The sequence below is a fragment of the Gammaproteobacteria bacterium genome, assembly GCA_016716465.1.
Classification (GTDB): domain Bacteria; phylum Pseudomonadota; class Gammaproteobacteria; order SZUA-140; family SZUA-140; genus JADJWH01.
Genome location: JADJWH010000007.1, coordinates 22,066 through 34,043 on the forward strand (window position 1 = coordinate 22,066; position 11,978 = coordinate 34,043).

An 11,978-nucleotide genomic window follows, 5' to 3' on the forward strand; every position below is an offset into this window, starting at 1 on the left:
CCTTCTGGAGCAGCGCAGATGAAGATGACCGCATGCACACGTCTGTGGATCCCGTTCGCGCTCTGCGCGGCGTTCCTGCTCGCCCCGCAGGCCGCGCCGGCGCAGGACACCGCGTCCGCCGCGTTCCCTGCCGGCCAGGATGCGCCGTACTGGATCCGCGGCAATCATTTCCAGCTCACCGGCGAGGTAGTGCCGATCGCGGAGGACGGCATCCATGACCCGTCCGTGGCGACGGCGCAGGTCCTGCAGCCGCCCTATGAGGCGATGGCCAATTTCCCGCGTGACAGCCAGGGGATCATCGATTGGGTCAAGACGCTGGAGACCGGGCTGATCGAACCGCGCAAGTCGCTCGACGGCACGGGCGAGATGTTCCCGGTCGATTTCGACATCATCTTCAAGAACACGCAGTCGATGCCCTATGTGCGTTTCCCGCATCGCCAGCATACGGAATGGTTGACCTGCGCCAACTGTCATCCGCTGATCTTCATTCCCCAGAAGGGCGCCAACCCGGTTTCGATGTCGGCGATCATCCAGGGGGAATACTGCGGCGTCTGCCACGGCAAGGTGGCATTCCCTCCCACGATGAACTGCGGCCGATGCCATTCCGTAGCGAAAGAAGTCACCTTGCTGCGCTGATCCTCGCCGGCGCTGCGTTCGGGTTGACCGCCTGCTCGCTGCTGCCCGGACGCGGCGCGGCGCCGGAGCCCGCGCCCGAGTCCGCCGCGGCGCCCGCGCCGGAGGTGCCGACGCCCGCCGTCGGGGCGGCCTCCGGGCGCGTCCTCGTCTGGCGCGAGATCGATGGCGGCATCCTCAGCGAGAACATGCTGACCGGGCCCGACAGCGTGCGCTTCATGCGACCGGTGGCGGTGGCGGCGCGCGGACCCCTGGTCTACATCGCGGACGCCGGTCTCGGACGCCTGTTCAGCTATGACACCGCCATCGATCGCCTGCGCGTCGTGATGGAGCTGAAGGGCGTCGTGCGCGGCGAGGTGTCCGACATCTATGTCGCCCCCGATCTTTCGTTCTATCTCGCCGACACCGACGGCGGACGCGTGCTGCATTTCGACCGCGACGGCGGCCTGATCAAGACGCTGCAGGATCCGGTGAATATCGGCCGGCCGGTGACGGTCACGGTCAACGATCAGACCGGCTACATCTTCGTCGCCGACGGGTTCAACGACGACGTCCTGGTGTACAACCCCGCCGGAAACCTCACCGGCGCGATCGGCATCCGTGGCAATGGCGCCGGCCAGTTTCGCGGCATCACGGCGCTCGCGCAGGGACCGCAGGGGTATTACGTCGCCACCCGCTATGGCGTCACACGCGTCCAGGTCATGGGCTTCGACGGCAGTTATCTGTCCTCGTTTCAGCCCGACACCGTTGTGTTCCCGACCGCGATCGCCGTGCGCGCCGACAATCGCGCCTACGTCAGCGATTACCTCAGCGACGACATCAAGGTGTTCGCGGATGGCCGGCTGATCCAGACCCTGGGCGGTCACGGCAGCGCCCCCGGCCGTTTTCGCCGCATCACCGATTTGTGGCTGGACGGGGATTTCCTCTATGTGGCCGACAGCCTGAACGGCCGCGTGCAGATCTTGTCTCTGTCGTCGGAGGGACTGGCGCCGGCCGGGAACCCCTGATGGGACGCCGGCTCCTGCGCGTATTTCCGCTCATCGCCCTGCTCGCCGTGTGCGCCGGCTGCGCCTCGACGCCTGCGGTCATGCGTTTCGAGAACACCGCGTCTCCACAGGACGAGGTGTGGCCGCCCGCCCCGGATGTGCCGCGTTACCGCCTGGTCGGTCAGCTTACCGGCGAGGGCAATTTCACCCGCAAGACCGAGGCGCAGGGTGTCGGCAGGCGCGTGCTCGGCTGGTTGGTCGGGCTGGTCACCGGCCCCGAGGTTCCACGCGTACTGCAGCGTCCGCAGAGCGGGTTCACCGACGCCCAGGGCCGCGTCTATGTGACCGACGTGAGCCGCGCCGCGGTGTACGTCTTCGACGCGCCGGCGGGCCGCATGCGGGTGTGGGAACAGGCCGACCAGCGCGCCCGCTTCGATACCCCGGTCGGCATCGCCCCGGGGCGTGACGGCGAGATCCTGGTGGCGGACGCAGAACTCAAACGTATCGTCCGCCTCGATGCAAACGGGCATCCGCTCGGCGCCTTCGGCCAGGGCGAGCTCGCGCGGCCGGTGGGACTGGCGCGCGATGCCGCGGGCGGACGCGTCTTCGTGGCCGATGCGCAGGCAGACACGGTGGTGATCTTCAACGACGCCGGCGAGCGCATCGGCGCGATCGGGCGCCGCGGCGAGGGTCCGGGGGAATTCAACTCGCCGACGTACGTCAGCTACTCCGGAGGCCGGCTGCTGGTGGCCGACACGCTCAACGCGCGCATCCAGATCTTCGATTCCGCCGGCGAGTACCTGGGACAGTTCGGTCGCCGCGGACTTTATGTAGGGGATTTCACGCGTCCGAAAGGGGTTGCCGCGGACAGCGAAGGCAACATCTATGTGGTGGAATCGTATTACGATTATCTGCTAGTATTCAGCCAGCAAGGAGAGCTGCTTCTGCCCATCGGAGGGACGGGGAGCGGGAACGGGGAATTCTTTCTGCCTGCCGGCGTCTGGACCGATGACCGCAACCAGGTCTATGTCGCCGATGCATACAACGGCCGCGTCATGGTATTTCAATTCTTGGGTGGGACATGAGGCGTCAGTGGCCTAGGTTTTCAGCGGCGGTCATTGCGGGTTTGTGCCTGCTCTCGGGGCCGCTCGAGGCGGCCAAGATCTCCGACGTCAGCAACACCAAGCACAATTTCTCGGCCACCGTGACGCCCGCAGGCGTCACGCGCACCGCGTCCGCCACCAGTGAATCGCAGATCTGCGCCTTCTGCCATACTCCGCACGGCGCCCTCGATGCTGACCAGGCGCCGAAGGCGCCGCTGTGGAACCGCCAGTTGTCGCAGGCGACCTACATCCCCTACGACTCCACCTCGCTGGACGCCGCCGACCTCGATCAACCGGGCGGCAAGTCGAAGCTGTGCCTGTCCTGTCACGACGGCACCATCGCGCTCGGCACCGTCAACGTGCTCAACCGCACCGATCACCTGAGCCAGCCGATCGCCTTCCAGGGCACCAGCAATTCACCGGCCGGCACCATACCGGAAGGCCTGGGATCCACCACCGGCTTCACGCGCCGGATTGGCGTCGACCTGACCAACGACCATCCGATCTCCTTCACCTACGACAGCGCGCAGGCCGCGCGCGACGGCGAACTCTACAATCCCACCATTCCGCACCAGCGCGTCTACGAGCGCACGCGCATCAGCGCGCCGGAACCGCCCCAGCCGGCGATGCCGCAGGGCAACTATCTGCCGCTGGAGCGCGACGCGCTCGGCGCCGGGCCCAAGGTCGAGTGCATCAGCTGCCACGATCCGCACATCCGCTCGGACGTGCCCGGCGAGAACATCAAGTTCCTGCGCGCCAACCGCTTCCAGAGCGCGACCCCGGTCGAGAGCCAGTTCGACGGCAACCGCGACATCATCTGCCTCGCCTGCCACGAGAAGGCGGGCTGGGTCGGTTCGGCGCATGCCAATCCCGCCGTCGCGGACGAGCGCTATTTCGATGCGGCCGCCGACCTGCGCGAGTTTCCGCGCGACACCCGCGTGTGGCAGGCCGCCTGCCTCAACTGCCATGATCCACACACCGTGCAGGGCGCCCGCCGCATCCTGCGCGAGGGCACCGACTCGGCGCTGCAGACCGACCCCGCGACCGGCGGTCAGTTCAAGCAGGGCGGCAATCCGGGTGTCGAATACGTGTGTTACGCCTGTCACGGTGATCCCGCCAACGGCCTGCCGTCGGCACAGACCCTGCAGGGCCAGATCAACCCGAGCAACAATACCGCCTTTGAAGTACCGGACATCGAGACCGATTTCACGACGATGCTGCGCCACATGCCGATCTCCAGCGCGGATCAGCTTGCAGGCCAGGAACTGCACAGCATAGGTACCGGCAACCCGGCCACGCAGGGGGGTGACCGACTCGGCCAGGACTTCATCGAATCGCGCGAGCTCCTCGGCTTTGGCACCACCCCCTTCAACCGCCACGCCGAGTGCACCGACTGTCACAACCCGCATCGCGTGGCCAAGACGCGGCTGTTCAACGACGACAACACGGTGCCCGCCGCGGCCGGCACGCACAGCCACGAGGGCGTTGCAGCCCACAGCAACCTTGCCTCCGGTGTACTGCGCGGGATCTGGGGCGTGGAGCCGACGGCCTGGAGCTCGACCGCCTTCGGTTCCGAACCGCTGGAATCCGCCTTCGAGGTCAAGCGCGGCGATCCCGGCACCGGCGGCAGCACGGACGTCAGCGCGTCGTATCTGACGCGCGAATACCAGTTGTGCCTGAAGTGCCACAGCAATTACGCCTACGGCAGCACCCCGCCGCCGCTGGGCTATACCTCGGGACTGACGCCGGCCGGCACCAACGCGCTGTTCACCTATACCAACCAGGCGATGGAATACCAGTCGCCGGTGGATCACATGGGCGAGGGCACGCCCGCGACGCCGACCGGCGCATACGCCGCCGGTGCGGCCTGCACGACCAGCACGGTGGACGGCAACGGGACCCCGCTCGTCATCAACGGCCGGCTTGACCCGCAGGGCAACTGCAGCGATTACGTCAACGACAATCACCGCTCCTGGCACCCGGTGATGCGCGAGACCGGTCGCACCCCGGTGGTGCGCAACGCCGACGCCAACGACTGGCGCGCGCCGTTCAACGCGGCGGTCGGCACCCAGACCATGTACTGCACCGACTGTCACGGCTCGCGCACCGAGGGCAATACCGTGGTGCCGGTCAACGGCGAGAACGGCTTCCCGTGGGGCCCGCACGGTTCCAACGAGAACTTCCTGCTCAAGGGACGCTGGGACGATCAGACCGGCGAGAACACCACGAACTTCGCCAATGAGGCCGATCCGAGCAACGGCCTGTGCTTCCGCTGCCACGACCCCAAGCAGTACGCGCGCACGGCGATATCGCCCGATCCGCAGGTGTTGCCGAGCGGTTTCCGCCGCCAGGTCGGTGGTGGCGGCTGCCTGCAGTTCATGGGCCTGAACCTGCATGTCGGCCACGCCTCGGTGGTGAGCAACTTCCGCTGCACCTACTGTCATGTCGCCATTCCGCACGGCTGGAAGAACAAGGTCTTCCTGGCCAACCTGAACGACGTCGGGCTCGAGGCCGCGCTGCCCGCCGGCACCCAGGTGCGCTATTCCGGATTCCCGCAGTCGGGCACCGGGCGTTATTACCAGGGGCCGTATTACAACGGCGCCGCGCTCAAGGTGCGCAAGTTCGCGCGCAGCGGCGAATGGCTGGACGTCAACTGCGGCTCGGCCGGCGCCCCCGGCAACGCCATCGCCGGGGTGAACTGGATGAACAACAGCGGCGAGGCCTGCGTGAACATGCCATGATGAAGCGCCTGCGCCAGCTCGCCTCGCTGCGCCTGACACTGGCAGGTATGGGACTGCTCGGTGTCGGGGCCGCGCTGTCCTACGACAACCCGGTCGGCACGCCGGTATGGGTCCTGGTCATCCCGCTCGCACTGCTCTCCGTCAATCTGTTCGCCGCCATCCTCAGCAACCCCCATATCAACCGCCGCGGCGGCCTGCTGCTGTTCCATGTCGGTCTGCTGCTCATCGTCGTGCTCGCCGCCGTCGGCCGCCTCACGCGCATGGAGGGCCGCATCGAGCTGACCGAAGGCACCGCCTTCGCGGCCGAGGACCTGACCGAGATCCGGCAGGGGCCGTGGCACGCCGGGGCGCTGGAGCGCGTGCAATTCGTGCAGGGTCCCTATACGGTGGACTACACCACCGGCATGGCGCGCGGGCCCACGCGCAGCCAGGTCCTGATCCCCGACGGCGGGGGCGGCTGGGAGCGGCGCATCGTCGGAGACGACACCCCGCTGGTGCTCGAGAGCTATCGTTTCTACACCACCTTCAACAAGGGATTCGCCCCGATCCTGAGCTGGATTCCCGATCAGGGCGCGCCGGTGACCGGATCGGTGCACATGCCGCCCTATCCATTGTTCGAACATCGCCAGGCCAATCGCTGGACGCCGCCGGGGACCGGGGAAATCCGTTTCTGGCTGCAGCTCGAGACCGGCATGGATCCGGCGGCCGACTGGAGACTCGATCCGGTGAACAGCTCCGGCGTGCTGGTCGTGCGCAGCGCCGACGAGCGCCGGGTGGAGCTCAAGCCCGGTGAATCGCTGCGCCTCGACGGCGGCGTGTTGCGTTACGAGCGGCTGTCGAGCTGGATGGGCTACAAGCTGTACTACGATCCGACCCTGCACTGGCTGTTCATCGCGGCCATGGTCACCGTATTCGGTCTCGCCGCCCACTTCTGGCGCAAGTTCGGCGCGGTACAGGCTTATGCCGCGGCCCAGGAGGCGGCGAAGAGCCAGTCGCCGGGTGACATGGGGGGCAAGGCCGCATGAACGACGGGACCTTCATCACGGAACTGCCCTGGCTCTATGCCGGCCTCGGCGCCTATGCGCTCGCGACCCTGCTCAGCTTCCGGGCGCTGGCGCGCAGCGGCCCCGCCGGCGCGGCCCTGACCCGCACCCACGAACCCTTCGTGCTCAGTCTGTCCACCGCCGGCGTGCTCCTGCTCGCCATTGCGCTGGCCGAGCGCTGGGTGCGCATCGGCCACGGACCCTTCGTGAATCTGTTCGAACTGCTGATCAGCCAGCTGTTCAGCCTGGGCCTGGTCTACACCATTGTGTACTGGCGTCTGCCGCTGCTGCGTCCCACCGCGGTCGTGGTGTTCCCGGCGATCTGGGTCCTCGGGGTATGGGTGCTGCTGCTGGATCCGGCGGGCGCGCCCTATCCGCCGACCTATCACAACAAGTGGCTGTGGGCCCACGTCGGTTTCGGCAAATTCTTCCTCGCCTTCTGCCTGGTCGGCAGTGGTCTCGCCGGCATCATCCTGCTGCGCGGGGTGCGCCGGCTCGCGCCGCTGTTCCGCCACATGCCGGCCGATAGCATCCTCGATACCGTGGCGTGGCGCTTTATGTTGCTGGCGCTGGTGTTCGACAGCCTGATGCTGATCGCGGGCGCCGTGTGGGCGCAGGACGCCTGGGGGCGTTACTGGGCCTGGGACGCGCTGGAGACCTCGGCCTTTCTCAACTGGCTGCTGCTCGGCGCCTCGATTCATGCACGGGCGACGTACCGTATCCCGATGCGCGTCACCTCGATGCTGATCCTTGTGATCTTCGTGTTCGCCTTCCTGACCTACTTCGGCACGCCCTTCTACAGCGAGGCGGCGCACAAGGGCGTGATATGAGCCGCCACAGCCACGAATCCGCGGTCTCGTCGCTGTCGCTGGTGCTGGTCGGCGTGCTGGCCTCCGCGCTCGTCATGATGGCGACGCAACCGGATCTGGCCCGTCTCAGCGCCTCGGCCTCCGCCGCGAGCGGCTGGATCGAATTCGGCGCGCGGGCCCGGCAGGCGGCGCTGCGCGATCCGCGCCTCGCCACGATCGACCTGCGCTTCCAGCAGGGTGTCGTGATGCTGCACGCCCGGCGCTACGACGAGGCGGTGACCGCCTTCCACGAGGTGCTCAAGCTCTCGCCCCGCTTGGTGGACGCGCAGGTCAACATGGGTTACGCGCTGCTTGGCCTGCAGCGTAACGAGGCGGCTCGCGACTTCTTTCTGACCGCGATCGACCTGCGGCCCTACCAGGGCAACGCCTACTGGGGCCTTGCAACCGCGCTGGAGAATCTCGGCGACATTCCGGGCGCGCTCGGCGCGATGCGCACCTATATTCATCTCGCCCCGGCGGACGATCCCTATGTGCGGCGCGCGCGTGCGGCCTTGTGGGAATGGGACGCACAGATCGCGCGCGGGCCCTTGCCCGAGGCGGAGGCCGAGTGGATGCGCCGGCGCGGGGAGGAATGGGACGCGCGCAATCGTCCCGATGTCGACGCCCCGGCCGCGCCCGCGCGTCAGGGCATCCCGGTCCGGGACCTCGAGTAAATCTCCCGCCGGCAGGCGCGCCCGGCGTCATGTTCGTATCGCGAGACTGATTCGGTGGTGAGGAGTGACGGAAGCGGCCCGTCGGCGTGCCGTGGGCCTTGGGCGAGTCGGCGGAGGAGAGGGAAAGTCATGGGTGTGATCGGACGATGGGGCGTCGGGATCCTGTTCCTGCTGGCGGCATGCGCCGCGGGTCATGCCGACGATGACAGCCATGGCATCCGTGCCGGGACCAACTACAAGGAAATCACCACGCCGCAGCCGACGGCGGCGCCGGCCGGCAAGGTCGAGGTGATCGAGTTCCTGTGGTACGACTGCCAGACCTGTTACGTGATGCAGCCTCTGCTCGAGCGCTGGCTGGCGGAGAACCGTGATCGCGTGGCATACAGCCGCGTGCCCGCGGTGACCGGGGACAACATGATCTATTTCGCGCGCGTGTTCTACGCCGCCAACACCCTAGGCGTGCTGGACCAGGCCACCCCGGCGCTGTTCGCCGCCATCCACCGCTATGCCCGCCCGCTCGATACTGACGAAAAGCTGGTCGAGTTCTTCGGCGACCTCGGCATCGAGCGCGCCCGCTTCCTCAGCGTGTTCCGCAACAGCGGCACGATGGCCAAGGTGCGCGAGGCGCAGGTGATGAACCGGCGCTACGATGTGCAGGGCGCGCCGACACTGGTCATCGGCGGCAGGTACCGCATCGATCCCACCATGGTGGCGAGTCCGGAGGCGATGATCGAGGAACTCGACTTCCTCGTTCAGCGGCAACTGAAGGGCGATAAATAAAGCCGGGGACTGGGGACGGACTTAACGTCCGTCCCCGGTCTTGACGTCGGCGAGGTACAGCTCCGGGAACTGCCGGCTCAGATTGCGGACCTTGGGCGCGTCGTTGATCACGATGTACGGTTCGTCGGGATGGCGCTCGGCGTAATCCTGGTGATGCGGTTCCGCGATGTAATAGGCCTGCAGCGGCACCACCTGCGTGACGATCGGGTCCGGAAAGGCGTCGGCCTGTTCCAGTTGGGCGATGTAGGCCTGGGCCACGCGTCTCTGCGCCTCGCTGGTGTAGAAGATGGCGGAGCGGTACTGCGTGCCACGGTCCGGGCCCTGCCGGTTGAGCTGCGTGGGATCGTGGGCGACCGAGAAGTAGATCTGCAGCAGCGTGCCGTAGCTCACCTGTGCCGGGTCGAAGGTGATCTCGACCGATTCCGCGTGCCCCGTCCGCCCCGAGCTGACCATGCGGTAGCGGGCGGTCTCCGCCGAGCCGCCCGCATAGCCCGCGCTGACGTCGATGACGCCCCTGACATGCCGGTACACCGACTGCATGCCCCAGAAACAGCCGCCGGCGAGGACGGCGGTCTCGTGCCCGGGGGCCGTCGCGGGGGAGTCGACGAGCGGTGCCGGCAGCGGTGTCGCGGCCTGCGCGCAGGCGAGCAGGGCGACCAGCGGAAGCGCGGTCAACAAGGGAAACAACCTGTTCTGAGCGGAATGTGTCATGGCGATGGCTCCTTTCTATCTTTCGGGGACGGACTTCAAGTCCGTCCCCTCAGGCCACAGGTACAAACTTCAACGCGACCGAATTGATGCAGTAACGCAGCCCGGTCGGTCGCGGGCCGTCGTCGAATACATGGCCCAGGTGGGCATCGCAGCGCCGGCACGACACCGCGGTGCGGATCATGCCGAAGCTGCGGTCCGCCGTTTCGACGATGTTCTGCGCGGCCAGCGGTTCCCAGAAGCTCGGCCAGCCGGTGCGCGAATCGAACTTGGTCGCCGTGGAGAACAGCGCGGTATCGCAGCAGATGCAGCGGTACAACCCGTCATCGTGCAGGTTCCAGTAGGCGCCGCTGTAGGCGCGTTCGGTGCCCTCGTGGCGCGTTACCTGGTAGGCCAGCGACGACAACTGCGCGCGCCATTCCTGATCGGACTTCACGATCTTTTCGACGCGTTGTGCTTCCAGCGGCTGGCCGGCGGCGGAGACCGGGACAATCCATACCCAGTGGTCACCGGGGACTACGTCCGGCGCGGGCGCATCCGCGGCGAGCAGGCCGCGCCCGCGGTAGGCGGCGAACGCGACGAGGGCGCCGGCGGCCGCGACAAGAACGCGGCGGCGTGTCAGTCGGGGGGAGGTCGGGTCCGATTCAATGGGTGCGTGCGGCATGATGATCCTCCTGCGGTTCAGCCGAAGGTGAAGGCGTAGGCGCGTACGCCCGGATCGAGAAACTCGATCTCGAAGGTGCGGTCGCCGATGCGGCTTTCCGCCTGGCGGACGAGCTGGTACAGGCGATGCTCACGGACGACGCCATCGCCGTCCGCGCCGACGTCGACCCCGTGATCGGCGCCGGGCGGCTGTCCGTCCAGCGTCACGCGGAAGCGCACCGGCTGCTGCGGATCGGTCGGACCCAGCACCAGATGCAGGTCGCGCGCATGGAAACGGTAGACGATGCGGCCGGGCGGCGCGATCAGCCGCGCGGCCTGGGCGCCCACCTTCCATTCGCCGGCGAGGCCCCAGTCGTTGCGCTCCAGCCCGGAGGGGATGGCGTAGGTCTTCGGTTCGTCCCTGGCGATGCCGTCCGCCGAGGCGAACTGCTTCGCGCGCGCGAACCCGATATAGGTCTCGGGCGAGCGCCCGGCGCGCTGGCCCGCGGCGGCCTCGGCGCCCGTGCCCTCGGGCTGTACGAACGGTGCCGGTGTCGCCTGGCCGTCGCGTTCCGCGAGCAGGGTCTGGATCACGGCCTCGGATTCCATGTATTCGCCTTCGCCGAAGTGCTGATGGCGGAGGTGGCCGGACGCGTCGAAGAAATAATGCGCCGGCCAGTAGCGGTTGCTGAACGAGCGCCAGATGGCGTAATCGTTGTCCAGCGCGACCGGGTAGGTAATGCCGAGGTCGCGCACCGCCTTCTTTACGTTGCCAAGGTCTTTTTCGAAGGCGAATTCCGGCGTGTGCACGCCGACCACGATGAAGCCGCGGTCCCGATACTTGTCCGCCCAGGCGCGCACATAGGGCAGCGTGCGCAGGCAGTTGATGCACGAGTAGGTCCAGAAATCGACCAGCACGACCTTGCCGCGGAGCGCAGCCGAGTCCAGCGGGGCGGAATTGAGCCAGGTCGTCGCGCCGGTGAAATTGAGCAGGGGGTTGAGTTCATTTTCAGACAGGGCGGCGGGCACGGCGCCGGCCGTTGCGGCCACCGGTGCGGCGCCCTGCCCGCGGGAGAATGGAACCGGTCGAGCAGCCACTGCTCCAGTCGCGTGGTGCTGCCGAGCGACACCTCGGTGAGAACGCCGCGGTCTGCACCCACCGCGATCGCGGCCACCCCGGCGAGGACGGCGACGCCGAGAGCGCGCCGCACCCACGTCTCGGCGCCGAGTCCGCGTTTCATGGCCTGGAACACGCGTCCGCCCGCGAGCAGGGCGAGCGCGAGCGAGGTGGCGGCGCCGGCGGCGTAGGCGAGCAGCAGCAGACTGGTCTGCACGCTGGCGCCCTGCAGGGCGGCGCCGGTCAGCACCAGGCCGAGGATCGGGCCGGCGCAGGGCGCCCACAGCAGGCCGGTCGCGATGCCGAGCCCAAAGGAACTCGCCGCGCCGGATCCGGCGCCCGCAGTCTCCGACAGGCGGTTGCCCAGACGGACCAGCGGGCGCGTCAGGCGCTCCGCGAAACCGCTCCACAACAGGCTTACGCCCAGCACGGCCAGCACCACGAGCGCGATGATGCGTCCGTACTGGTTCGCCTGCACGGCCCAATGGCCGCCGACCGTCGCGAGGGTGGCGACCCCGGCGAAGGTCAGGCCCATGCCCGCCAGCAGGGGCAGCCCGCTGCGGCGGAAGGATCCACCCGCGCGCGAAAACACGAAAGGCAGCACCGGCAGGATACAGGGGCTCGCGATGGTGATGACTCCGCCGAGATAGGAAAGGATCAGAAAGGTCATTCGGGTGTGCTCCTGTAACGCCGCGCCATTCGA

Annotated in this window: 10 protein-coding genes and 1 pseudogene; 8 read left to right on the plus strand and 3 right to left on the minus strand. The window is 67.7% G+C overall.

What is annotated here, in order from left to right; all coding sequences use genetic code 11:
- Positions 1-18 precede the first annotated feature (18 nt).
- The 8 genes from IPM20_13460 to IPM20_13495 all read left to right on the plus strand — a co-directional run bounded on the left by IPM20_13460 (position 19) and on the right by IPM20_13495 (position 8,808).
- Complete coding sequence (locus IPM20_13460) at positions 19-636, plus strand: cytochrome c3 family protein (GenBank protein ID MBK9132623.1); 618 nt, start codon at positions 19-21, stop codon at positions 634-636.
- Complete coding sequence (locus tag IPM20_13465; protein MBK9132624.1) at positions 597-1,640, plus strand: hypothetical protein; 1,044 nt, start codon at positions 597-599, stop codon at positions 1,638-1,640. Before IPM20_13460 ends, IPM20_13465 begins: the two co-directional genes overlap by 40 nt.
- Positions 1,640-2,704 (plus strand): 6-bladed beta-propeller, encoded by a 1,065-nt coding sequence (locus IPM20_13470; GenBank protein ID MBK9132625.1) that lies wholly within the window; start codon positions 1,640-1,642, stop codon positions 2,702-2,704. The genes IPM20_13465 and IPM20_13470 overlap by 1 nt, the downstream gene beginning before the upstream one ends.
- Complete coding sequence (locus tag IPM20_13475) at positions 2,701-5,463, plus strand: hypothetical protein (GenBank protein MBK9132626.1); 2,763 nt, start codon at positions 2,701-2,703, stop codon at positions 5,461-5,463. The genes IPM20_13470 and IPM20_13475 overlap by 4 nt, the downstream gene beginning before the upstream one ends.
- On the plus strand, positions 5,460-6,488 hold the full coding sequence (locus IPM20_13480; GenBank protein MBK9132627.1) for a hypothetical protein: 1,029 nt from the start codon (positions 5,460-5,462) through the stop codon (positions 6,486-6,488). Before IPM20_13475 ends, IPM20_13480 begins: the two co-directional genes overlap by 4 nt.
- Positions 6,485-7,336 (plus strand): cytochrome c biogenesis protein CcsA, encoded by an 852-nt coding sequence (gene ccsA / locus IPM20_13485; protein MBK9132628.1) that lies wholly within the window; start codon positions 6,485-6,487, stop codon positions 7,334-7,336. Before IPM20_13480 ends, ccsA begins: the two co-directional genes overlap by 4 nt.
- The gene (locus IPM20_13490; protein MBK9132629.1) at positions 7,333-8,028 is read left to right on the plus strand and encodes a tetratricopeptide repeat protein; all 696 of its coding nucleotides are present in this window, start codon (positions 7,333-7,335) and stop codon (positions 8,026-8,028) included. Before ccsA ends, IPM20_13490 begins: the two co-directional genes overlap by 4 nt.
- 129 nt (positions 8,029-8,157) lie before the next feature.
- Positions 8,158-8,808, plus strand: coding sequence for a thiol:disulfide interchange protein DsbA/DsbL (locus IPM20_13495; protein ID MBK9132630.1), 651 nt, complete (start codon positions 8,158-8,160; stop codon positions 8,806-8,808).
- A 21-nt stretch (positions 8,809-8,829) separates the two neighbouring features.
- On the opposite strand, the gene msrA is transcribed toward IPM20_13495, so the two are convergent.
- From msrA to IPM20_13510, 3 genes and pseudogenes are all read right to left on the minus strand, one after another.
- A complete protein-coding gene (msrA, locus tag IPM20_13500) occupies positions 8,830-9,519 on the minus strand; it encodes a peptide-methionine (S)-S-oxide reductase MsrA (GenBank protein MBK9132631.1) in 690 nt (229 codons plus the stop codon).
- A gap of 49 nt (positions 9,520-9,568) precedes the next feature.
- The gene (gene msrB / locus IPM20_13505; GenBank protein MBK9132632.1) at positions 9,569-10,180 is read right to left on the minus strand and encodes a peptide-methionine (R)-S-oxide reductase MsrB; all 612 of its coding nucleotides are present in this window, start codon (positions 10,178-10,180) and stop codon (positions 9,569-9,571) included.
- A 17-nt stretch (positions 10,181-10,197) separates the two neighbouring features.
- A pseudogene (locus tag IPM20_13510) lies at positions 10,198-11,945 on the minus strand (cytochrome c biogenesis protein DipZ).
- Positions 11,946-11,978: the final 33 nt, after the last annotated feature.

Coding starts and splice junctions, on each gene's coding strand:
- IPM20_13460 (MBK9132623.1), top strand. CDS start 19: ATGAAGATGACCGCATGCACACGTCTGTGGATCCCGTTCGCGCTCTGC.
- IPM20_13465 (MBK9132624.1), top strand. CDS start 597: ATGCCATTCCGTAGCGAAAGAAGTCACCTTGCTGCGCTGATCCTCGCC.
- IPM20_13470 (MBK9132625.1), top strand. CDS start 1,640: ATGGGACGCCGGCTCCTGCGCGTATTTCCGCTCATCGCCCTGCTCGCC.
- IPM20_13475 (MBK9132626.1), top strand. CDS start 2,701: ATGAGGCGTCAGTGGCCTAGGTTTTCAGCGGCGGTCATTGCGGGTTTG.
- IPM20_13480 (MBK9132627.1), top strand. CDS start 5,460: ATGATGAAGCGCCTGCGCCAGCTCGCCTCGCTGCGCCTGACACTGGCA.
- ccsA (MBK9132628.1), top strand. CDS start 6,485: ATGAACGACGGGACCTTCATCACGGAACTGCCCTGGCTCTATGCCGGC.
- IPM20_13490 (MBK9132629.1), top strand. CDS start 7,333: ATGAGCCGCCACAGCCACGAATCCGCGGTCTCGTCGCTGTCGCTGGTG.
- IPM20_13495 (MBK9132630.1), top strand. CDS start 8,158: ATGGGTGTGATCGGACGATGGGGCGTCGGGATCCTGTTCCTGCTGGCG.
- msrA (MBK9132631.1), bottom strand. CDS start 9,519: ATGACACATTCCGCTCAGAACAGGTTGTTTCCCTTGTTGACCGCGCTT.
- msrB (MBK9132632.1), bottom strand. CDS start 10,180: ATGCCGCACGCACCCATTGAATCGGACCCGACCTCCCCCCGACTGACA.